This is a genomic window from Streptomyces sp. NPDC057623 (assembly GCF_042800355.1).
GTDB lineage: Bacteria > Actinomycetota > Actinomycetes > Streptomycetales > Streptomycetaceae > Streptomyces.
Genome location: NZ_JBHVGZ010000026.1, coordinates 84,167 through 106,072 on the forward strand (window position 1 = coordinate 84,167; position 21,906 = coordinate 106,072).

Consider the following 21,906-nt stretch of genomic DNA (forward strand, 5'->3'; position numbering starts at 1 on the left):
AGGCGGTCGGCCCTCGGCCGGCCGCCTGGCCGCACCCTCCGAACGACCTCCCGCGGCACGCCCTTTCAGCCCGCGTGCAGCATCAGCCCGATCCCTATGACCAGCAGTCCCGCCGCCATCATGCGCGGCGCCCCGAAACGCTCCTTGAAGAACACGGCGCCGATCGCGGCGCCCACGATGATCGAGGACTCCCGCAGGGCGGCGATCGGCGCCAGCTCGGCTTTCGTCTGCGCCCACAGGACCAGTGCGTACGCGGCGACGGACAGCGCGGCGCCCAGCAGCCCCACTCCGGCGAACGGCCGCAGCATGGCGACCGTCTCCCGACGCCAGCGCCGGACGGCGTACACCGGTACGGCGATCCCCTCGGCCACCATCAGCCAGGCGATATAGCCGAGGGACGACCCCGAGGCCCGCACCCCCAGCCCGTCCAGCACGGTGTACGTCGCGATGCTCAACCCGGTCGCCAACGCCGCGCCGATCGCGGCCCAGTTGGGCGGACTGCCCCGCAGGCCCCACAGTGCGACACCCGTGAGCCCGGCACAGGACAGGGCGATCCCGGCGGCCGCCCACCCGTCCGGCACCTCGTGGGCGACGAAGGCGGCGAGCACGGCGACGACAAGGGGCGCGGAGCCGCGCGCGATGGGGTACGCCTGTCCGAAGTCGCCCAGCCGGAAGGACTTCATCAGCAGCACGAAGTAGACGACGTGGACGAAGGCCGACGCCAGGAGATACGGCCACGCCTGCGCCGCCGGGAACTCCGCGAAGCACGCGAGGACCGCGCCGATCAGCGCGCCGCCGCCCCCGATGAGCGTGAACCCCACCAGCTTGTCGGTGATCCGGTGGGCGATGGCGTTCCAGCTGGCGTGCGTGACGGCTGCCAGCAGGACGGCGGCGGTGACGAGCGGCGTCACGAAGCCGGCGTCTGCTCGCGCACGTCCACGAGTGTGGCTCCGGCATGGGCGACGAGGTCCTTGGGCGCCATGGGGAAGACGGCGTGCGGGTTGCCGGCGGCGGCCCAGACCAGGTCATGCCCGAGCAGCGAACGGTCGGCCAGCACGCGCGTCTTCGTACGGTGCCCGAAGGGCGGTACGCCGCCGATGGCGTACCCGGTGGTCTCCCGTACGACGTCGGCCTTGGCCCGCGTGACCTTGTCCGCCCCGAGTTCCTTCCGGACGAGTTCGAGATCAACCCGCGACGCCCCGTCCATCAGGACCAGTACGGGTACGCCGTCGGCCGCGAAGATCAGCGACTTGCAGATCTGGCTGAGCTCACACCCGATCGCGGCGGCGGCCTCGGCCGCGGTACGGGCGCCCTCCGGGAAGTGGCGGATCCGGGCGTCGAGGTCGGTCAGCCCGAGCTCACTCAGGGCTTCGGTGAAACGGGTCATGCTCCGCAGGCTAGCGGTCGGATACGTGGCCCACGAATGAATTCCAGGTGCCCGGGGTGATGGTGAGGTGAGGGGCGTCGGGGGTCTTGGAGTCCCGGATGTGGATGGTGGCGGGGGTGGTGGCGACCTCGATGCAGTCGCCGGGTTCGCTGCTGCTGCTGTAGCTGCTCTTGAACCAGTCCAGCGCCACTTCGACACAGTCGCCGGATTCGTTGCTGCTGCTGTAGCTGCTCTTGAACCAGTGGAGTTCGGTGGCGCTCATAGTCTCCCCAGCGCTTGCTCGATGAAGGCCTGCGACTCCCTCGGCGTGAGAGCCTGCGCCCGGATCATGCCATAGCGCAGTTCAAGGATACGAAGATCCCTGGGGCTTGAGACCGGGCGGCCATTGAACGCGCCGTCGGAACGTCCGATCGCCGTGCCGTCCCCGAACTTCAGCACTTCGATCAGGCCCGCTACTCCGGCGTGCTCCTCCCGGTCGGTCGGCATGACCTGGACGGTGACGTTCCTCAACTGCGATACCTCCAGGAGGTGTTCGAGCTGTCGACGCAGCACCATCTTCCCACCGTACGGACGCTCCAGCGTCACCTGTTCCTGGACGAAGCCGAGCGTCGGGGCGGGCTCCCGGTCGAAGACCGACTTCCGGGCCATGCGCGCGGCGACATCCCGCTCCACCACGTCCGGCGAGTACGCGGGCTGCCTCATCTCGGACAACGTCCGCGCGTACTCCGGCGTCTGCAACAGGCCGTGGATGTTGTGGTTGCTGTACAGCATCATCTCCACCGCCCGCCCCTCCATCTCCTTCAGTCGCCGTACCTTCTTCGGATACCGGGCCTGCTCCATCTGCCACTTGAACGCCTTGAGGTGCCCCTGCGCCCTCAGCACGTCGTCCGCCCTGTCCAGGAACTCCGGCCGGGGAATCCGCTGCCCCCGCTCCATCTTGCGGATCATGTCCTCGCCGTAGCCCATGACCTCCCCGAACTCGGCCGCCCTCAGCCCCGCTGCCTCCCGGCAGACCTTGAGCAGATGCCCCACCGCCTGCACCACCGGCTCGATCTCGTCCCCCGGCTCGACATCCCAACCGGCCTCGTCCACCTGGTCGTTCACAGTCACCCACCTCCGACGCGCACTCGTACCCGTACAACCCCCGAGACAGCCAAGACAGCACGAGACAAACCCGGGACAGTCCCGCCGGGCACAAGAGAAGCCGGTGAGGGCACCCCGTCCCACGGAGCCCTCACCGGCTGGTCTACGGACGGGGGCGGTCGCTCAGACGCGCACCAGCTCACGGTCCTCGTCGGCGTCCGCGTCCTTCCCCGCGTCGGCCTCCGTGCGCAGGCTCTCGCCCTCGACGTCGACGTTCGGCAGGGCGCGGTCCAGCCACTTCGGCAGCCACCAGGCCCGCTTGCCGAGCAGGGCGAGCACCGCGGGGACGATCGCCATGCGGACGACGAACGCGTCGAAGAGGACGGCGATCGCGAGGCCGAAGCCGATCATCTTGACCATGGACTCGCTGGCGCCGATGAATCCGGCGAACACCGCGATCATGATCAGCGCGGCGGCCACCACCACCCGGGCGCTGTGCCGGAACCCGGTCACCACGGCCTGGCTGGGCGACTCGCCGTGGACGTACGCCTCGCGCATCCGGGTCACGAGGAACACCTCGTAGTCCATGGCCAGCCCGAAGACCACGCCGACCATGAAGATCGGCATCATCGACATGACCGGACCGGTCTCCTCGACCCCGAAGAGGCTCGCGAGCCAGCCCCACTGGAAGACCGCCACGACGGCGCCGAGGGCGGCGAGCACCGACAGCAGGAAGCCGAGGGCCGCCTTCAGCGGGACCAGGATCGAGCGGAACACCAGGATCAGGAGGAGGAAGGCGAGGCCGACCACCAGGATCAGGTACGGCACCAGCGCGTCGTTCAGCTTCTGCGAGAAGTCGATGTTCATCGCCGTCGTGCCGGTGACCAGCACGCTCGCGTCCGTGTCGGACTTGATCTCCGCACCCGCGTCACGGATGGAGTGCACCAGGTCCTCGGTCGAGACCGACGAGGGCTTGGAGTCGGGGATCACGGTGATCATCGCCGTGTCACCCGCCTTGTTGTACGTCGCCGGGGTCACCGTCACGACGTCCTTGAGACCCTTGATCTCGCTGGTGACGTCGTTGACGACGTTCTTGGGGGCATCGCTGGCCTTGGCGTCGACGACGATCATGAGCGGACCGTTGAAGCCGGGGCCGAAGCCCTCCGAGAGCAGGTCGTAGGCCCGGCGCTGCGTGGTCGAGGTCGGCTGCGAGCCGTCGTCCGGCAGGCCCAGTTCGAGGGAGGTCGCCGGGAGGGCCGCGGCACCGAGGCCGACGACGCCGAGGAGGAGGACGGCCACAGGACGGCGTACGACGAAGCCGGCCCAGCGGGTACCCATGTTCGGCTTGGCCGGAGCGGGGTTGCCTGAAGCGGCCTCGTCCGCGGCGGGCTTCTTGCGGCCGCCGAGGAACCTGCCCTTCTCGCCCGCCGGCTTCACCTTGCGGCCCGCGTAGCCGAGCAGGGCGGGGACCATCGTGAGGGCGATCAGGACCGCGATCACGACGGTGCCCGCGGCGGCGAGGCCCATCTTGGTGAGCATCGGGACGTTGACGACGGCCAGTCCGGCCAGGGCGATCACCACGGTGAGACCGGCGAAGACCACCGCGGAGCCCGCCGTGCCGGTGGCCCGGCCGACCGCCTCCTCGCGGTCGCGGCCCTCGGCCAGTTCGGCGCGGTACCGGGAGACGATGAACAGCGCGTAGTCGATGCCGACCGCGAGGCCGATCATCATGGCCAGGGTGGAGGTGGTGGAGCCCAGGTCCAGCGCGTTGGCCAGTGCGGTGATCACCGAGACGCCGATGCCGACGCCGATGAGGGCGGTGAGCAGCGGGAGTCCGGCCGCGACCAGCGAGCCGAAGGTGATGACGAGGACGACCGCGGCGACGGCGAGGCCGATGACCTCGGAGGCGGCTGCCTCCGGCGCCGCCTGGAGCGCGTCACCGCCGATCTCCACGGTCAGTCCGGCGTCCCGCGCCTGCTGCCCGGCGTCCTCCAGGGCGTCCCTGCTGGCGTCCTTCAGTTCCATACCGGGGACCTCGTACCGCACGGAGGCGTAGGCGATCGTGCCGTTCTCGCTGACGGCGTGCGCCTGGTAGGGGTCGGCGACGGAGACGACCTCGGAGCCGTCGGACAGCTCCTTCACCGTCTTCTCGACGGTCGCCTTGTTGGCGGCGTCCGTCATCTTCTCGCCGGCCGGTGCCTTGAAGACGACACGGGCGGTACCGCCGTCCGCGCTGCTGCCGGGGAAACGCTGTTCGAGCAGGTCGAAGGCCTTCTGCGCTTCCGTGCCCGGAATGGAGAAGGAGGTGGATCCGGCGCTGGGGGCGCTGGCCGCGCCTACGCCCGCGAGCGTCAGCAGCGCGACCCATATCAGGGCGACGAAGTGCCGTCGCCGGAAGGCGAGCCGGCCGAGCTTGTAGAGGAACGTGGCCACGAAGGCGTCTCCCGGTCAGGTCGTGGGGTGCAGGGCCGGGATTCCGACCCAGGCCCGAGGGCAGGGGTGATCAGCCCGTGACGACGTGAGCGGTTACGTCAGGTGGAGGGCTTTGCTGGGGAGGGGGCTCGTCAGTTGACGGGTGTCAGTTGACGGGTGTCAGTTGACGGGCGCGCCGAGGGCGGGGAGGACCACGGCGTCGATGTACGAGGTGAGGAACGCCTGCGTGGGCGGCTGGTCGTCGATCAGCGTGCGGGTGGCGAACGCGCCGACGAGCATGTGCACCACATAGGCCAGTGCGGGGCAGTCGGCGTGGACCTCACCGCGGTCGACGGCCCGTTGGACCACTCGGTCGAACTCCGCCATCTCCGGCTCGATGAGCAGTTCCTTGAAGGCCTGGAGCAGGTCCGGGTTGGCGTGCACCGCCATGAACAGGCCCCGCATCAGTGCGGCGTTCTGCTGCATCGCGCAGTCGTCCTCGCGCGAGGTGAGGGCGTGCAGGTCGCCCCGCAGGGTCCCGGTGTCGACGTCGCCGATGTTGCCCGGCTTGTTGTGCCGGATCGCCTTCGCCACCAGTTCCGGCTTGCCGCCCCACTGGCGGTAGAGGGTGGCCTTGCTGGACCGGGTGCGGGCGGCCACGGCGTCCATGGTCAGGGCGTCGTAGCCGACTTCCCGGAGCAGGTCGAGCACGGCGCCGTACAACTCGGCCTCGCGCTCAGGAGTGATGCGACTGCGACGCGCCGTTGCGACCTCAGTCATGGCTCTCTCCGCCTTCCCGCTCCGAACGACACTGTTTCGTACACAACGAATGTAGCGCATCCCTCAACGAAACGAAACGGTTTCGTTCGTGTTGTGGGTCACGGCGCGCCACCATGACACGGGTTGTCACGAGTTGCCCAGGTCCGTCCGCGGGAAAAGCATGGGGACGTGAGCTATCTGCGCCTGCCGCACCTCCATGACGACCTGCTGTGCTTCGTGGCCGAGGACGACCTGTGGCTGGCCCCCCTCGACGGCCGGGGCCGCGCCTGGCGGCTCACCGTGGACCGCACCAAGATCGGCCACCCCCGCTTCTCGCCCGACGGCCGCCACCTCGCGTACACGAGCTGGCGCAGCCTGGTCCCCGAGATCCACCTGGTCGCGGTGGACGGCGGACCGGGCCGGCGGCTCACCCACTGGGGCTCGGCGGACACCCGGGTGTGCGGCTGGACCCCCGAGGGCGTGATCCTCGCCGTGGCCTCCCACGGCGAGCCCTTCTCCCACTACACCTGGGCCTACAAGGTCCGCCCCGACGGCGACCCCGGCAGCAAGCTCCCCTGGGGACCGTGCTCCGACCTCCAGGTCACCGACCTCGACGGCGAGCGCAAGAGCCTGCTCCTGACCGGCACCCCACCGCACGAACCCGCCTCCTGGAAGCGCTACCGGGGCGGGGCCACCGGCCGCCTGTGGCTGCACGGCGAACGCCTGCTCCCGGACATCGGCGGCCACCTCGACTCCCCCATGTTCGTCGGCGGCCGCATCGCCTTCCTCTCCGACCACGAGGGCGTCGGCAACCTCTACTCGTGCGCCCACGACGGCTCCGACCTGCGCCGCCACACCGACCACGACGCGTTCTACGCCCGGCACGCCGCGAGTGACGGCACCCGGGTGGTGTACCAGTGCGCGGGCGACCTGTGGATGGTGGACGACCTCACCGCCGGCTCCGAACCGCGCCGCCTGGACCTACGTCTCAGCGGGCCGGCCGCCGGCCGCCGCAGGTACCAGGTGCCGGCGGCCCAGCACATCGGCGGCATCTCCGTCGACGAGACGGGCCGCGCGAGCGCCGTGATCGTCCGGGGCAGCCTCTACTGGCTCACCCACCGGGACGGCCCGGCCCGCACGATCACCGACACCCCCGGCGTACGGGTCCGGCTCCCGGAGATGCTCGGCTCGGCCGGCCAGGTCGCGTATGTGACGGACGCCGAGGGCGAGGACGCCGTCGAGATCGCCTCCCTGCCCCGCGCGTCCGGCGGCCGCGAGCCGCGCCGGCTGGCCTCCGGCGAGCTGGGCCGGGTCCTGGAGATGGTCGCCGACCCACAGGGCGAGCGCCTCGCGATCGCCGCGCACGACGGACGCCTGCTGCTCCTGACTGTGCCTGATGATGCGGCTGACGCCGCGGGCACCGAGGACTCCGACGGCGAGGTCACCGAGCTGATCCGGTCGGTCAACGGCCCGGTGCGCGACCTGGCCTTCTCACCGGACGGCACCTGGCTGACCTGGTCCCATCCCGGGATCGGCCGCTCCCTGCGCCAGATCAAGCTGGCACGCATGAAGGACCGGCTGATCATCGACGTCACGGGCGGCCGCTTCGAGGACGAGAACCCGGTGTTCACCCGGGACGGCCGCTATCTGGCCTTCCTCTCCTGGCGGGGCTTCGACCCGGTGTACGACGTCCACACCGGCGACCTCTCCTTCCCGCTGGGCTGCCGCCCCTACCTGGTCCCCCTCTCCTCCGCGACCCCCTCCCCCTTCGCACTGACCCCCGAGGGCCGCCCGGCCGCCGGTGGCCTGGACCCGGTGGAGGAGGACGAGGGGGGCGGGACCGGCGGCCCCTCGGTTGTCGAGATCGAGGGCCTGGAGAACCGGGTCACCCCCTTCCCGGTCAGCGCCTCCAAGTACTCGGCGCTGTACCCGGTGGCGGGCGGCGGACTGGTCTGGCTGCGCTGGCCGATCTCGGGCGCGCTGGGCGAGACGTTCGCCAACCCGGACGACACGACCGGCCGGCCGACCCTCGAACACTTCAACATCAGCAAGGCGAGGAGGACCGAACTCGTCGACCACCTGGACTGGTTCGCTGTCAGCGGCGACGGCAGCCGCCTGGTCCTGGTCGACGAGGGCGAGCTGCGGGGGGTGCCCGCCTCCGAGTCCGGCGACAGCGACACGACCGTGTGGATCGACCTGCGCCGCATCCTGCACGAGGTCGACCCGACAGCGGAGTGGAGGCAGGCGTACGACGAGGCGGGCCGGCTGATCAGGGCGTACTTCTGGGAGCCCGGGATGTGCGGCATCGACTGGGACGCGGTCCTCGCCCAGTACCGCCCCCTGGTCGAACGGGTCGCCTCCCCCGACGAGTTCGCGGACCTGCTCCGCGAGGTGCTGGGCGAACTGGGCACCTCGCACGCCTACGTGTCGGCCGCCCGCCGCAACGAGGGCCCCCCGCACTACCAGCGCCGGCAGGGCCTGCTGGGCGCCAACTTCGTACGCCGTGACGACGACTGGATGGTCCGGCGCATCCTCCCCGGCGAATCGTCCGACTCCAAGGCCCGCTCCCCGCTGGCGGGCACGGGAATCCGGGAAGGGGCCGTACTCACCCACGTGGACGGCCGCCCGGTGGATCCGGCCACGGGCCCCTATCCCCTCCTCGCCGGGGCCGGCGGTACGACGGTGGAGCTGACCTTCACCCCGGCGGAGGGCGAGGCGGGCCGGGCCCGGCGGGTGGCCGTGGTGCCGCTGATCGACGAACGCCCGCTCCGCTACCAGGACTGGGTCGCCAAACGCCGCGCCGTGGTGCGCGAGTTGAGCGGGGGTCGCTGCGGCTACCTCCACATCCCGGACATGGGCGGCTCGGGCTGGGCCCAGTTCAACCGGGACCTGCGCATGGAGATGTCACGCCCCGCGCTGATCGTCGACGTACGCGGCAACGCGGGCGGCCACATCAGCGAGCTGGTGGTGGAGAAGCTGACCCGCACGATCCTCGGCTGGGACCTCACACGCGACGCCCAGCCGGTGTCGTACGCGTCGAACGCCCCGCGCGGCCCGGTCGTCGCCCTCGCCGACGAGGCGACCTCCTCGGACGGCGACATGATCACGGCCGCCTTCAAGCTCCTCAAGCTCGGCCCGGTCGTCGGCCAGCGCACCTGGGGCGGAGTCGTCGGCATGACCGGCCGCCACCGCCTGGGCGACGGCACGGTGATCACGGTCCCGATGAACGCGGCCTGGTTCGACGCGTACGGCTGGTCCATCGAGAACAAGGGCGTCACCCCCGACCTGGAGATCCTCCGCACCCCGCTGGACTGGGCAGAGGGCCGCCACGCCCAGCTGAAGGACGCCGTGCAACTGGCACTGGAACTACTGGAGTCCAACCCCCCGGCCACGCCCCCGGACTACGCACACGTCCCGGACCGATCAAGACCAAAACTGCCGCCCCGCTCGTAACGGGGGGCCGGGCAACCCACCTAGGGGCGCGGGGCTGAAAAACGCGGGGCACCCACCAAACAGGGGGCACCCCGCGTTTCAGAGAGCGCGACGACTACCGGTCGTAGTCCTGGTCGAAGCGCTCCTGCTCCTCACGCGACGGACGCTCGCGCTCGTCCTCCCGCTGCGGACGCTCCGGACGGCCACGCTCCTGCGGCCGCTCCGGACGACCCCGCTCCGGCTGCCCGTGCTGACGCGCACGCTGCTGAAGCTGCTCGGACTTCTCCTGGAACTGGTCCTTCATACCCATGTGGGTTCACTCCCGTAGTGAGTGGGGGGGATTGGCCCCTCGGTGGGGCCTCGACCAGATTCACACGAGCGATAACCCCACGCATGTCGATCAGTTACGCCGCGTGATCCTCGCCTGCTCGTCGGCGGCGCCGCCGGCCCCGACCAACCCCGTCGACACCCCCTCCAGCCGCCCACCGAACCGCCGCATCTCCCGCTGCCCCACGGTCCCGATGAGCCCCGGCAGATACCCGCGCACACCCTGCATCCCGCGCAGCCACCACTGCGCGTACACATGGCTCGACCGCCGCTCGATCCCGGCCACGATCCGGTCGACCGCCGGCCCCAGCGGATAGGTCTTGTTGGACGGCCACGGCAGCCGCTTGCGCAACTCCCGCATGACGTCGTCCTGATCGGCGCCCCGCACCATGTCGGTGTCCGTCCAGGACAGATACCCGACCCCCACCCGCACGCCCTTGTAACCGACTTCGGCCCGCAGACTGTGCGCGTACGCCTCGACACCGGACTTGGACGCGCAGTACGCCGTCATCATCGGCGCCGGAGTGATCGCCGCGAGCGAGGCGATCTGCAGCAGGTACCCCCGGCTCTCCGTCAGCACGGGAAGGAACGCCCGCGCGGTCACCGCCGAGCCGATGAGGTTGACCTCGATGACCCGCCGCCAGGCGTCCGGATCCGAGTCGACGAAGGGACCCCCGCTCGCGACGCCCGCGTTGGCGACGACGATGTCGACCTTCCCGAACCGCTCCTTGACCTCCCGCGCGACGACGGCCATCGCCTCATGGTCCGTCACATCGGCGTACCAGTGGTCACTCTCGCTGTGCAGCCGTTCGGACACCTGCTTCAGGGCGTCCGGCTCCAGCCCGACGAGTGCCACCTTCGCACCGCGCGCGGAGAGCTTGCGGGCGAGCAGCTCGCCGACGCCGCGCGCGGCACCCGTGACGACGGCGACCTGTCCTTCGAGGCTGACCCTGCTCATGCGCCCTCCTTGATCGTTGCGTAGGTAGTGATGAGCTCCCGTATCTTCCCGGTCACCAGATCGGGCGCCTCGACCGGCGTCATGTGTCCGAGGCCGGGCAGTTCGGTGACGCCGAGACACTGGGGCAGCGAGGCGGCCAGCGAGTGCGCGTGCACCGGCGGGGTCAGCCGGTCGGCCGTCCCGACGACCACCGCGGTCGGCACCGCCAACTCCCGTACGCCGTGGTCGAGATCGAGCAGGTCCAGCACGTGCGACCAGGCGTACCGCACCTTGCGCGGGCACGCGTGCACGATCCGCGCGCACGCCTCGACCATGTGCGGGGCCGAACCGGGGCCCATCGTGCCGTACCTGAGGATCGCCCTGGCCATCGGCGTGACCGGTCCGAGCGGCGCCCGGGAGCCGAGGATGTGCTGGGTGAGCCAGGTCCGCAGCCGCCCCGGCCGCATCGGTACGACCGTCGACTCGGCGACCAGCCGGGAGGAGCCGGTGCTGCACAGCAGGACGGCGACGGCATGCTCGCGGAACGCCGGGCGCGCGGCGGCGGCCATCACCGTCATGCCGCCCATGGAGTGGCCGGCGATCACGGCCTTCTCGCCGGGTGCGAGGGTCGCCTTCAGTACGGCTTCGAGGTCGTCGGCGAGAGCGTCGGCGCTGCACGCCGGGCTCGCCGGGCTGCGTCCGTGGCCGCGCTGGTCGTAGGCGATGACCCGGTGGTCGGCGGCCAGTTCCCGGATCTGCGCGGCCCAGAAGGCGGTCGAGCAGGTCCAGCCGTGCGCGAGCACCACGGCGGGCGCGTCCTCGGGGCCGTGCACCTCTATGTGCAGCCGGGCGCCGTCGGCGGACGCGGCCGTCAGCTCACGGGCGGGGGCGGGCGGGGCGTACGGCCCGGACTTCACGTGCATGAGACGGCTCACGCGGTCACCTCGGCGCTTTCCTTGACGGTGGCTCGGACCACGGCGTACTCCGAGAGATCCACGCGCCGCGTGGCCCGCCGGAACTCGGTCGTCGTACCGGGCCAGATGGTGGTGTTGCGGCCGTTCGCGTCGAGGTACCAACTCGTACAGCCACCCGTGTTCCAGACAGTGCGCTTCATGCGTTCCTGGACCCGCAGGTTCCAGGCCCGCACCGCGCCGGGCCTCGCGTCCAGGGCCACCCGGCCGCCCAGCACGTTCAGCTGCCGTACGAAGTCGGCCATGTAGTTCAGCTGGGACTCGATCATCAGGATCATCGAGGAGTTCCCGAGTCCCGTGTTGGGTCCGATGACGGTCATCCAGTTCGGGAACCCGGCCGCGGAGGCGCCCCGCAGCGCTTGCATCCCGCCCCTCCATGCCTCGGCGAGCGTCTTGCCCTGCGCCCCGACCACCCGGTCGGCGATGGGCATGTCGGTGACGTGGAACCCCGTACCGAAGACGATCGCGTCGACCTCGGCCTCGCTGCCGTCGGCGGCCACGACCCTCGAGCCGCGGACCTCGCTCAGCCCGCCGGTCACGACGTCCACGTTGGGCTGCGCGAGCGCCGGATAGTAGGCGCTGCTCAGCAGGATCCGCTTGCAGCCGATGCGGTAGTCGGGGGTCAGCCGGGCGCGCAGGGCGGGGTCCTTGATGGAGCGGGCCATGTTCCGCTTGGCCAGTTGCTCGATGAAGCCCAGCTCGCCCGGGTGCTTGGTGAACGCCTGGACCTGGAGCTCCCGCATGCCCCACAGCAGTCCGCGGCGCAGCCGCGCGGTGAAGGGCAGGGCCCGGTGCAGGGAGCGCTCGGCGCCGCTGATGGCGCGGTCGACGCGGGGCATGACCCAGGGCGGGGTGCGCTGGAAGACGGTGAGCCGCTCGACGTCGGGCTGGATGGTCGGCACGATCTGGATGGCGGAGGCGCCGGTGCCGACCATGGCGACACGTTTGCCGCGCAGGTCGTAGTCGTGGTCCCAGCGGGCGGAGTGGAAGACCTTGCCGGGGAAGGAGTCCAGCCCCGGGATGTCGGGGATCTTCGGATCCGACAGGGGCCCGGTGGCGGAGACGACGAGGTCCGCGGACAGGTTCCCGGCACTGGTCTCGATGTCCCAGCACAGCCGCTCGCCGTCCCAGGTCATCCGCTTCACCTCCGAGTTGAAGCGGATGTGCGGCCGCAGCCGGAAGACGTCCGTGACGTGCTCCAGGTAGGCCCGGATGTGCTCCTGGCCGGAGAAGGCGCGCGGCCAGTCGGGGTTGGGCGCGAAGGAGAAGGAGTACAGGTGGGACGGCACGTCGCACGCGCACCCCGGATAGCTGTTGTCCCGCCAGGTGCCGCCGACGCTGTCGGCCCGCTCCAGGACGACGAAGTCGGTGACGCCCTCGCGCCGCAGCCGTACGGCGGCTCCCAGCCCGCCGAACCCGGACCCGATCACCGCGACCCGCACATGTTCGCGTTCGGCCATGCCTGTGCCTCCATGCTTCACCCGGAACCGGAACCACGCCAGTGAACACTGGCGCAATGGGAGAGTAGAGCAGGTCCGTACCGACCGGTAGGGGTGACTCAAGGAAAGTTACCGTCGGTACGCCTTAAGGTGCCCAGGTGACCGAGAAGCGTGAATACCGCATGGAGGAACTAGCCCGTCTGGCCGGCATCACGGTGCGCACCCTGCGCTTCTACCGCGAACGCAAGCTGATCCCGCCACCCCGCCGCGAGGGCCGCATCGCCTGGTACGACGACCACCACCTGGCCCGCCTGCGCACGATCTCGGCACTGCTGGAGCGCGGCCACACCCTGAACGGCATCGCGGAACTCGCCGACGCCCTCGACCACGGCCGCGACGTCGCCGACCTCCTCGGCGTCGACGCCCCCACCGAGGAGGAGCCGGTCCGCCTCACCCCCGAGGAACTCGCCGCCCGCTTCGAGGGCGAGGTCACCCCCGAGAACCTCGCCGCCGCCATGGACCTCGGCTACCTGGGCACCGACGGCGACGAGATCGTCCACATCAGCCGCCGTCTCCTGGACGTCTCCTCGGCCCTGGTCCGCGAGGGCATCCCCCTCGCCGAGGTCCTGGCGGCCGGTAAGCACGTACGCGAACACGTCGACGACCTGGCGGAGATGTTCGCCACCCTGGTCCTGCGCCACGCCCACGAGGACGACCTCCAGCGTCTGCGCCCCCTCGCCCGCAGCGTGGTGGAGGCGGAGCTGTCGCTGGCCCTGGACCGGCGGCTGCGCAAACGGAGTGAGCGGCCCTAACGGTCGTAGACCACCGTCACCGGCGCGTGGTCCGACCACCGCTCGGCGTGCGTCGCGGCGCGCTCGACGTACCCCTTGAGCGCCTTGGCGGCGAGCCCCGGCGTCGCCACGTGGTAGTCGATGCGCCAGCCCGTGTCGTTGTCGAAGGCCCGCCCGCGGTACGACCACCACGAGTACGGCCCCTCGACGTCCGGGTGCAGCGACCGCACGACGTCGACATAGCCGCCCGCCGCGGGGGCGAACACCTCACCGAGCCACTCCCGCTCCTCCGGCAGGAACCCGGAGTTCTTGGTGTTGCCGCGCCAGTTCTTCAGGTCGGCCTGCTGGTGGGCGATGTTCCAGTCGCCGCAGACGACGACCTCGCGGCCGTCGGCGGCGGCGCGTTCGCGCAGGTCCTTCAGATAGGCCAGGAACTCGCCCATGAAGCGGACCTTCTCGTCCTGCCGCTCGGTGCCGACCTCGCCGGAGGGGAGATACAGCGAGGCGACCGTCACACCGGGCAGGTCGGCCTCGACGTAACGCCCGCTGCCGTCGAACTCACTCGACCCGAAGCCGACCTGGATGCGGTCGGGCTCGCGGCGGGTGTAGAGGGAGACGCCGGCGCGGCCCTTGGCGGCGGCGGGCGCGTGCACGACGTGCCAGCCGTCGGGGGTCCGGACGTGCTCGGGCAGCTGCTGCGGCTCCGCGCGCACCTCCTGGAGGCACAGCACATCGGCTTCGGTACCGGCGAGCCACTCCACGAAGCCCTTCTTCGCGGCGGCCCGCAGCCCGTTCACATTCACAGAGGTCACAGTGAGCACCCGGGGCACGATACCGGCACTCTGGAACGCGTCCGGTTCTGGATCCCGGTGAAATTGAACTCATATACGGTATTCGGCATGGACATACGCCGGGTCGCCTTCGACCACCCCGACGCCATCAAGCTCAACGACCAGGTCCAGGCCGAGTACGGTGTCCGCTACGGCGACGACGGCGACGCCACGCTCCTGGACGTGGCCGACTTCAGGCCGCCGAACGGCCTGTACCTGATCGCGTACGACGCGCTCGGCACCCCCGTCGCCTCCGGCGGCTGGCGGGCCCAGGACGAGAACGACGAGGGCTACGCGGACGGGGACGCCGAGCTCAAGCGGATGTACGTCATCGAGCAGATGCGCGGCCGGGGCCTGGCGCGCCGCATCCTGGCCGCCCTGGAGCTGGACGCGCGGGACGCGGGCCGCAGGCGCATGGTGCTGGAGACCGGGGCGAAGCAGCCGGAGGCGGTGGCGCTGTACACGTCCAGCGGGTACGAGCCGTGCGAGAAGTTCGGCTACTACCGCTTCCACGAGCTGAGCCTGTGTTACGCCAAGGCGCTGTGACGCGGACGGCCGACGTCAGCCGCCCCTCGCCGCCCGCCGGTTGACGCGGTACACGTCCCGCACACAGAGGTTGAGGACCGCCGAGCCGACGACGAGACCGGCGCACGCCACCAGAACCGTCCGGTTGTCCCAGCGGCCGGCCGCGAGGGCGGTGAGCAGATAGCCGAGCGGAATGGCCAGCCGCTCACCGACACTGTTGAAGGCACTCATCCGCCCCAACTCGCCCTGCGGCACATGCTGTTGGAAAGCGGTCGTCCAGGCGACGATCGCCACGTCGAGCCCGACCCCCGCGAACAGCGCCGCCACCAGCACCCAGGGCAGCGGCAGTCCCGCTCCCATGGCGAGCAGGGGCGCGGCGAGCGGAGCCCCGGCCACCACGGCCACGACCATCAGCCGGTACGGCCGCCAGCGCAGGCACACCACCGTCCCGGCCAGCAACCCCGCCGCGAACGCGGCCTGCACGAGCCCCCAGTCACGCGCTCCCGCGTACTCGTCCGCCGCGACGACAGGCCCCAGCAGCTGGAACCCGGCCAGCCAGGCGGCGACGAGGACGGTCCCGGCGGCCGTATAGGTCCACAGCCACGTCCGCGACCAGAATCCGGCCCACCCGTCCCGTAGATCGCTCAGCGCGCTGGTGACGGTGACGGGCGCGTCCAGGCGCAGCCCGACCAGCAGGAAGGCGGCGACGGCGAAGCTGAGCGCGTCCCAGGCGAGCGCCCAGGCCGGGCCGCTGACCGCGACGACGGCTCCGCCGACGGCCGGCCCGAGCACCTTGACCGCGTTGCCCGGCAACCTGAGCAGGGCGTTGGCCTGCTGCAACTGCTCCACGGGGACGATCTGGGCCACGGCCCCCTGCGCGGCGGGCACGGTGAACGCCATCGCCGTCCCGGAGACGAAACCGCAGAGCGCGATGGAGGTGGTCGACGCGTGCCCGGTGGCCACGGTCACAGCGAGCGCTCCCTGGGCGACGGCCGCCAGCAGATTGCCGAGGAAGAGCATCCGGCTCCGGGACATCCGGTCCGCGAGCACTCCGCCGAGGAGCAGGAGCACGACCGTCGGCACGGTGTTCACGGCCAGCACCAGCCCGAGGTCCCCGGCTCCGCCGCCCTCCCCCAGCACGGAGTAGGCGAGCGCCAGGGGCGCCATGGCGGATCCGGTGGCGGAGACGAGAGTGGCCAGCACGAACCGCCGGAAGGCCGCGATCCGCAGCGGGGCCGCACGCCTCGCCGGTAACTCTGCGTCGACCTTCCGCACGCTCCCCCTCGCGATGCCGACACTTGGGCACAGCAAAGATCCCGCCCGATCAACCGATCGGACGGGATCTCTCAACTCCCGGGTTTCCCTGGAGAGTTGTTGCGGTGGACCTGAGGGGATTCGAACCCCTGGCCCCCTCGATGCGAACGAGGTGCGCTACCGGACTGCGCCACAGGCCCTTGCAACGAGTGAAACTTTAGCACCCCGATCGGCCTGCCTGGAAATCCGTTCCCCGGCCTGCCCACGGCGGCTACTCGTTGGCGGCTCGCGGCCGGTCGCCGTCCTCGTACTGGTCGAACAGCGGCGTACGGCCCCGTTCCCGCGCCCGGCGGGCGGAGGCGGCCCGGCGTGCGTCGCTACGACCGCCGCCCTCGGCCTTCTCCTCCTCGGGCGCCGTATCCCCCGACTCCGCGCCCCGCGCGGAACCGTCCGCGGTGTCGGCGCCCGCCTCCCGGTCCCGGCCGACGGTGCTCGACCGTGCCGAGCTCCACGCGTCCGGCGCGCCGAGGTCCACGTCGGGGGTGGCCCGCGGCGCGACCGGCGCGGTCACATACGTCGGCAGCGGCACCGGCACCGGGTCCCAGCTGTCTCCGTGCCCGGGCCGGCGCTGCCGCTCGCGCTGCTGGTCGACCCACTCCGCGTGGTCGGTCTGCTCGACGAGAGCGCGCCGGTCGGCGGCGAGGGCGGACAGTCCGGGGTCGGTAGCTGGTTCGGGCCCCTCTTCGGGCTCGTCGAGGCCCGTACCGGGGTCGGTGGGGCCGCCGCGCCGGCGCGACTGGCGGGCATGCTCGCGAAGCCGCTGCGCGGCGGCCTCGGCCTGCTGCCGGTCCATCTGGTAGGCGAAGCGGCGGCGCTCCTGGGACCGCAGATACGCGATGTACCCGCTGAGCAGCACGGCGGGAACGCCGGGCGCCCACAGGAACGCGAGCCCGCCGACCGCGGCGACGATCGCACCGAGGGTGAAGGCGAGGAAGAGCATCACGGTGGTGCGTCGACGGCGTGCGAGCACCTTCAGGCGCCGCGCGCGTGCGGCGGCCGCCTCGTCCGAGGGGGCTCGCCGGGCGGCGGGGACCCGCTTGCGTGCCTTGGCCGCCGGGCCGGAGCCCGCTTCGACCGAGGGCCCGCCCGCGCGGTCGGGTACCGGCCGGGAGGCGTGTTCGGGTACGGGCCGGGAAGCGTGTTCGGAGGCCGGCCGGGAAGCGTGTTCGGAGGCCGGCTTGCCCGCCTGTTCCCGCCCGGACTCGCGTGCCGACTCCGGGCGCCCGGGTGCCTGTGCCGGGACCGGCGCCTGGGTCTGCGGACGGGTCGGAGGCATGGCGAAGGCCCGGACGTCCACCGACTCGGTGACGTCGCCCGGGTCATCGGCGCTGAGCTCCCCCTCTTCGGTGGAGCGCGCGCGCAGGTCCTTGGCGTATCGGCGCTCCATCCCCGCCCGTCCGGACAGCAACCGGATGGCCGTGCTGAAGCGTTCCGTCGGACGGGCCTCGTTCAGCTCGTCCTGCCTACGGAGCCACATCGGCACCAAGTAGGCGGCCCAGGCCCCGACAATGACTGCGTAGATGAGGCCGCTGCTGCTCACGCCTCACACGGTAGAGGGGTTTGCGTGAGGCCATCCGCCAATTGAGCCGGTGTGTCGCACGATCTGGCTGATATTTCGAACTTTTTTTGTGACCGATGCGATCAGCAGCCCACCGAGGCGCGAATTTAATGCCCTGAGGCGGTCATCCGGCGATCAATTTCGAACACTTATTCAATTTCTGGGCTACGCGGGATTCCCCTGGGGGTTCTGCCGGGTGTTCTGCTGGTTCGACGAGGTCTTCTGCGAGCGGGTCCGATGCCAGCGGGCCAGCACCCCTTCGGGGACCTCCTCCGCCGTGAGCGCGAAGACGAGATGGTCCCGCCAGGCTCCGTCGATGTGGAGATATCGGGGACGCAGCCCCTCGTCGCGGAATCCGAGTTTCTCCACGACCCGGCGGCTGGGCCTGTTCTCGGGGCGAATGCAGACCTCGATGCGGTGCAGGCCGACGCCGCGGAAACAGTGGTCCACGACCAGCGCCACGGCCGTCGGCATCACCCCGCGGCCCGCCACCGCCTCGTCCACCCAGTAGCCGACGTGCCCCGAGCACATCGAGCCCCAGGTGATCCCGGCGACCGTCAACTGCCCGACCAGCCGCCCCTGGTACTCGATGACGAACGGCAGCATCCGGCCCGAGTTCGCCTCGGACCGCAGGTGCCGGACCATCTGGCGGTAGGTCGGCCGGTGCGCGATGGGCCCGCTGGGCGTGGGCGGCGGAATCGTCGCCTCCCAGGGCCGCAGCCAGTCCCGGTTGCGCCGGTTGACCTCGCGCCAGGCCCCTTGGTCGCGCATCTTTATCGGCCTCAGGACGACATCGCCGTCCCTCAGCACGACGGGCCAGGATGGGCTGTTCAGCTCGCACCCCCACTGCTGGGTCTGGGGTGGTCGCCGCCGCGGATCTGGTCGACGGCGTGGGTCAGCAGGGGTTCCAGGACGGCCAGGCCGTCCTTCACCCCGCCGCTGGAACCGGGCAGATTGATGATCAGCGTGCGCGCGGCGACGCCGGCGAGCCCCCGGGACAGCGCCGCCGTGGGGACCTTCTCCCGTCCGAACGCCCTGATCGCCTCGGGAATGCCCGGCACCTCGAAGTCGAGTACGGCACGGGTCGCCTCCGGTGTGCGGTCGGTGGGCGAGATGCCGGTGCCGCCGGTGGTGACGATGACGTCGTACCCGGCGTCGACCCCGGCGCGCAGGGCGGCCAGGACCGGATCGCCGTCGGGCACGACCTGCGGCCCCTCGACGTCGAAGCCGAAGCCCTTCAGACCCTGGGCGACCATCGGACCGCCCTTGTCCTCGTAGACCCCGGCGGCAGCCCGGTTGGAGGCGGTGACCACGAGAGCGCGATACGTCATGCCCGGCTCCAGTCGCCCGACTTGCCGCCCGTCTTCTCCTCGACCCGTACGTCCGTGATGACCGCTCCCTTGTCGACCGCCTTCACCATGTCGATCACGGTGAGCGCGGCGACGGAGACCGCGGTGAGGGCCTCCATCTCGACGCCCGTGCGGTCCGTGGTCTTCACGGTGGCCAGGATCTCCACGGCGTCGTCCGCGACCGACAAGTCCAGTTTCACACCCGACACCGACAACGGGTGACAGAGCGGGATCAGGTCGGGGGTGCGTTTGGCGCCCATGATCCCGGCGATCCGCGCGGTCGCGAGGGCGTCGCCCTTGGGGACCCCCTCGCCGCGCAGCAGCTCGACCACGCGGGGCGAGACGAGGACGCGTCCGCTGGCACGGGCGGTGCGCGCGGTCACGTCCTTCTCGGAGACGTCGACCATGCGGGCCGCGCCCGCGTCGTCGATGTGTGTGAGGTGGTCCTGCGTGGATGGGTCCTGCGTGCTCATGCTCGTGTGGCGCTCCCGGTCCGGGCCCGTCGCGGTGCGGCGCACGGGCCTGCTGTGCGCGACACGGTACCGCCAACGAGGCCCTCTCAGCCGAGCAGGACCACCTCGACCTCGGTGCCGGGCTCCACGTTCTCCACGTCCTCGGGGACGACGATCAGCGCGTCCGCGTGCGCGAGGGCGGCGATCAGATGGGATCCGGCACCGCCGACCGGCCGCACCGCACCGTCGGCGTACGTCCCGCGCAGGAACTGGCGGCGCCCCTTGGGCGAGGTCAGCGCCTTGTCCGCGGTCAGAGTCGCGGTCGTCTTTTGCCGGTGGACGTCCTTGAGGCCCATCAGGGTGCGGATCGCGGGGCGCACGAACATCTCGAAGGAGACGTACGACGACACCGGGTTGCCCGGGAGCGCGAGCAGCGGGGTGTGGTCGGGGCCGATCGAGCCGAAGCCCTGGGGCTTGCCGGGCTGCATGGCGAGCTTGCGGAAGTCGATGCCGCTGCCGGCCTCGTCCTCGTCGCCGACGTGCGACAGGGCCTCCTTGACCACGTCGTACGCCCCGACGCTCACGCCGCCGGTGGTGACCACGAGGTCGGCGCGGACGAGCTGGTCCTCGATGGTGGAGCGGAGCGTCTCGGCGTCGTCGGCGACGGCGCCCACGCGGTAGGCGATGGCGCCGGCGTCCCGCGCGGCCGCGGTGAGGGCGAAGCTGTTGGAGTCGTAGATCTGGCCGCCGGACAGGGCCTCGTCGGGCTGGACGAGTTCGCTGCCGGTGGACATCACGACGACCCGCGGGCGCGGGCGCACCCGGACCGTGCCGCGGCCGATCGCGGCGAGCAGGGCGATCTGGGGCGGGCCGAGGACCGTACCGGCTTCGAGGGCGCGGTCGCCGGACCTCACGTCGCTGCCCTTCGCGCGGACATGCGCGCGCGCCTCGGCCGGCCGGTAGACGTGCACCTGGCCGTGGGCGCCCTCGGGGGCCAGGCTGCGGGCGCGCATACCGGTCACCGGGCCCTCGCCGAGGCCGCCGTCGGTCCACTCCACCGGAAGGACGGTCTCGGCGCCGGGCGGCAGCGGGGCGCCGGTCATGATGCGGGCGGCCTGGCCGGGCCCCACGTGGAGCAGTTCGGCCTGGCCCGCCGCGACGTCCCCGACGACTTCCAGGACGGCGGGGAACTCCTCGCTCGCGCCCGCGACATCCGCGACCCGCACCGCGTACCCGTCCATGGAGCTGTTGTCGAACGGTGGCAGGGAGACCGGCACCGTGACGTCGTCGACCAGGACACAGCCCTGGGCGTCGAGCAGTTGCAGCTCGATGGGTTCGAGGGGGCGGACGGTCGCGAGGATGTCCTCCAGGTGTTCGTCCACCGACCAGAGGTGGTCCTGGCCGGCGGGGCGGGGCGCGGCGGTGCTCAACTCGCTACATCTCCTCGGCTACGTAACTGCGAAGCCAGGTCCGGAAGTCCGGGCCCAGGTCTTCACGTTCGCATGCGAGTCTGACAATGGCACGCAGGTAGTCGCCACGGTCGCCGGTGTCATAGCGGCGGCCCTTGAAGACGACGCCGTGCACCGGGCCGCCGACCTTCTCGTCCTGCGAGAGCTGCTGGAGGGCGTCGGTGAGCTGGATCTCGCCGCCGCGGCCCGGCTCGGTCGTGCGCAGTATGTCGAAGATGTGCGGGTCGAGGACATAGCGGCCGATGATGGCGTAGTTGGACGGGGCGTCCGCCGCGGCCGGCTTCTCGACGAGGTCGTGCACCTTGACCACGTCGCTGTCGTCGGTGGGGTCCACGGCCGCACAACCGTAGAGGTGGATCTGCTCGGGCTCGACCTCCATCAGCGCGACGACGCTGCCGCCGTGCTGCTCCTGCACCTCGACCATCCGCTTGAGCAGCGGGTCGCGGGGGTCGATCAGGTCGTCGCCGAGGAGGACGGCGAAGGGCTCGTGGCCCACGTGGGGGGCCGCGCACAGGACGGCGTGACCGAGGCCCCTGGGGTCGCCCTGGCGGACGTAGTGCATGGTGGCCAGGTCGCTTGACTCCTGCACCTTCGCGAGCCGGCCGGCGTCGCCCTTCTTCTGCAGGGCCGATTCCAGCTCGTAGTTGCGGTCGAAGTGGTCCTCCAGGGGGCGCTTGTTGCGGCCCGTGATCATGAGGACGTCGTCGAGGCCGGCGGACACGGCCTCTTCGACCACGTACTGGATCGCCGGCTTGTCGACGACCGGCAGCATCTCCTTGGGAGTGGCCTTGGTGGCCGGCAGGAAGCGGGTGCCGAGACCCGCTGCGGGGATGACAGCCTTGCTGATCCGAGGGTGGGACTGAGTCATGCC

21 protein-coding genes and 1 tRNA gene are annotated in these 21,906 nt (G+C 71.2%); 3 read left to right on the forward strand and 19 right to left on the reverse strand.

What is annotated here, in order from left to right:
• Nucleotides 1-65: 65 nt before the first annotated feature.
• The 6 genes from ACFU95_RS25600 to ACFU95_RS25625 all read right to left on the reverse strand — a co-directional run bounded on the left by ACFU95_RS25600 (nt 66) and on the right by ACFU95_RS25625 (nt 5,662).
• A complete protein-coding gene (locus ACFU95_RS25600) occupies nt 66-911 on the reverse strand; it encodes an EamA family transporter (protein ID WP_383831710.1) in 846 nt (281 codons plus the stop codon).
• On the reverse strand, nt 908-1,387 hold the full coding sequence (locus ACFU95_RS25605; RefSeq protein WP_383831712.1) for a YbaK/EbsC family protein: 480 nt from the start codon (nt 1,385-1,387) through the stop codon (nt 908-910). Before ACFU95_RS25605 ends, ACFU95_RS25600 begins: the two co-directional genes overlap by 4 nt.
• Before the next feature lie 10 nt (nt 1,388-1,397).
• Complete coding sequence (locus ACFU95_RS25610) at nt 1,398-1,649, reverse strand: DUF397 domain-containing protein (RefSeq protein ID WP_383831714.1); 252 nt, start codon at nt 1,647-1,649, stop codon at nt 1,398-1,400.
• Nucleotides 1,646-2,491, reverse strand: a complete 846-nt coding sequence (locus ACFU95_RS25615) for a helix-turn-helix domain-containing protein (protein WP_383831716.1) — start codon at nt 2,489-2,491, stop codon at nt 1,646-1,648. The genes ACFU95_RS25610 and ACFU95_RS25615 overlap by 4 nt, the downstream gene beginning before the upstream one ends.
• Nucleotides 2,492-2,653: 162 nt before the next feature.
• Nucleotides 2,654-4,903: an MMPL family transporter gene (locus tag ACFU95_RS25620; protein ID WP_383831717.1), complete on the reverse strand. Its 2,250-nt coding sequence runs from the start codon at nt 4,901-4,903 to the stop codon at nt 2,654-2,656.
• 159 nt (nt 4,904-5,062) lie between these two features.
• Nucleotides 5,063-5,662 (reverse strand): TetR/AcrR family transcriptional regulator, encoded by a 600-nt coding sequence (locus ACFU95_RS25625; RefSeq protein ID WP_383831719.1) that lies wholly within the window; start codon nt 5,660-5,662, stop codon nt 5,063-5,065.
• A gap of 168 nt (nt 5,663-5,830) precedes the next feature.
• Here ACFU95_RS25625 and ACFU95_RS25630 point away from each other — a divergent pair, with 168 nt between their 5' ends.
• The gene (locus ACFU95_RS25630; protein WP_383831721.1) at nt 5,831-9,094 is read left to right on the forward strand and encodes a S41 family peptidase; all 3,264 of its coding nucleotides are present in this window, start codon (nt 5,831-5,833) and stop codon (nt 9,092-9,094) included.
• A gap of 94 nt (nt 9,095-9,188) precedes the next feature.
• Here ACFU95_RS25630 and ACFU95_RS25635 read toward each other — a convergent pair whose 3' ends face one another.
• The 4 genes from ACFU95_RS25635 to ACFU95_RS25650 form a co-directional block, all read right to left on the reverse strand.
• Nucleotides 9,189-9,383, reverse strand: coding sequence for a hypothetical protein (locus ACFU95_RS25635; RefSeq protein ID WP_383831723.1), 195 nt, complete (start codon nt 9,381-9,383; stop codon nt 9,189-9,191).
• Nucleotides 9,384-9,473: 90 nt separating this feature from the next.
• Nucleotides 9,474-10,358, reverse strand: a complete 885-nt coding sequence (locus tag ACFU95_RS25640) for an SDR family oxidoreductase (protein WP_383831725.1) — start codon at nt 10,356-10,358, stop codon at nt 9,474-9,476.
• On the reverse strand, nt 10,355-11,272 hold the full coding sequence (locus ACFU95_RS25645; RefSeq protein ID WP_383831727.1) for an alpha/beta fold hydrolase: 918 nt from the start codon (nt 11,270-11,272) through the stop codon (nt 10,355-10,357). Before ACFU95_RS25645 ends, ACFU95_RS25640 begins: the two co-directional genes overlap by 4 nt.
• A complete protein-coding gene (locus ACFU95_RS25650) occupies nt 11,269-12,768 on the reverse strand; it encodes a flavin-containing monooxygenase (protein WP_383831729.1) in 1,500 nt (499 codons plus the stop codon). The genes ACFU95_RS25645 and ACFU95_RS25650 overlap by 4 nt, the downstream gene beginning before the upstream one ends.
• Nucleotides 12,769-12,905: 137 nt before the next feature.
• On the opposite strand from ACFU95_RS25650, the gene ACFU95_RS25655 reads away from it, so the two are divergent.
• On the forward strand, nt 12,906-13,559 hold the full coding sequence (locus tag ACFU95_RS25655) for a MerR family transcriptional regulator (RefSeq protein WP_383831730.1): 654 nt from the start codon (nt 12,906-12,908) through the stop codon (nt 13,557-13,559).
• On the opposite strand, the gene ACFU95_RS25660 is transcribed toward ACFU95_RS25655, so the two are convergent.
• Complete coding sequence (locus ACFU95_RS25660) at nt 13,556-14,359, reverse strand: exodeoxyribonuclease III (RefSeq protein ID WP_383831732.1); 804 nt, start codon at nt 14,357-14,359, stop codon at nt 13,556-13,558. The two genes, ACFU95_RS25655 and ACFU95_RS25660, sit on opposite strands and share 4 nt — an antisense overlap.
• A gap of 78 nt (nt 14,360-14,437) precedes the next feature.
• Here ACFU95_RS25660 and ACFU95_RS25665 point away from each other — a divergent pair, with 78 nt between their 5' ends.
• Nucleotides 14,438-14,914 carry a GNAT family N-acetyltransferase gene (locus ACFU95_RS25665; RefSeq protein ID WP_383831734.1) on the forward strand — a complete coding sequence of 159 codons (477 nt, stop codon included), beginning with the start codon at nt 14,438-14,440 and terminating at the stop codon, nt 14,912-14,914.
• Nucleotides 14,915-14,929: 15 nt separating this feature from the next.
• Here the strand turns inward: ACFU95_RS25665 and ACFU95_RS25670 are convergent, their stop codons facing one another.
• From ACFU95_RS25670 to galU, 8 genes are all read right to left on the reverse strand, one after another.
• Nucleotides 14,930-16,168 carry an MFS transporter gene (locus ACFU95_RS25670; protein WP_383831736.1) on the reverse strand — a complete coding sequence of 413 codons (1,239 nt, stop codon included), beginning with the start codon at nt 16,166-16,168 and terminating at the stop codon, nt 14,930-14,932.
• Nucleotides 16,169-16,273: 105 nt separating this feature from the next.
• A tRNA-Ala gene (locus ACFU95_RS25675) sits at nt 16,274-16,347 on the reverse strand.
• Between the two features lie 71 nt (nt 16,348-16,418).
• The gene (gene glpR / locus ACFU95_RS25680) at nt 16,419-17,747 is read right to left on the reverse strand and encodes a gephyrin-like molybdotransferase receptor GlpR (protein ID WP_383831738.1); all 1,329 of its coding nucleotides are present in this window, start codon (nt 17,745-17,747) and stop codon (nt 16,419-16,421) included.
• Between the two features lie 183 nt (nt 17,748-17,930).
• Nucleotides 17,931-18,575, reverse strand: coding sequence for a GNAT family N-acetyltransferase (locus ACFU95_RS25685; protein WP_383831740.1), 645 nt, complete (start codon nt 18,573-18,575; stop codon nt 17,931-17,933).
• Between the two features lie 20 nt (nt 18,576-18,595).
• On the reverse strand, nt 18,596-19,096 hold the full coding sequence (locus tag ACFU95_RS25690) for a molybdenum cofactor biosynthesis protein B (protein ID WP_383831742.1): 501 nt from the start codon (nt 19,094-19,096) through the stop codon (nt 18,596-18,598).
• Complete coding sequence (moaC, locus tag ACFU95_RS25695) at nt 19,093-19,587, reverse strand: cyclic pyranopterin monophosphate synthase MoaC (protein ID WP_383831744.1); 495 nt, start codon at nt 19,585-19,587, stop codon at nt 19,093-19,095. Before moaC ends, ACFU95_RS25690 begins: the two co-directional genes overlap by 4 nt.
• An 86-nt stretch (nt 19,588-19,673) precedes the next feature.
• Nucleotides 19,674-20,996, reverse strand: coding sequence for a gephyrin-like molybdotransferase Glp (glp, locus tag ACFU95_RS25700; RefSeq protein ID WP_383831746.1), 1,323 nt, complete (start codon nt 20,994-20,996; stop codon nt 19,674-19,676).
• Between the two features lie 4 nt (nt 20,997-21,000).
• Nucleotides 21,001-21,903 carry a UTP--glucose-1-phosphate uridylyltransferase GalU gene (galU, locus tag ACFU95_RS25705; protein WP_383831748.1) on the reverse strand — a complete coding sequence of 301 codons (903 nt, stop codon included), beginning with the start codon at nt 21,901-21,903 and terminating at the stop codon, nt 21,001-21,003.
• Between the last annotated feature and the right edge of the window lie 3 nt (nt 21,904-21,906).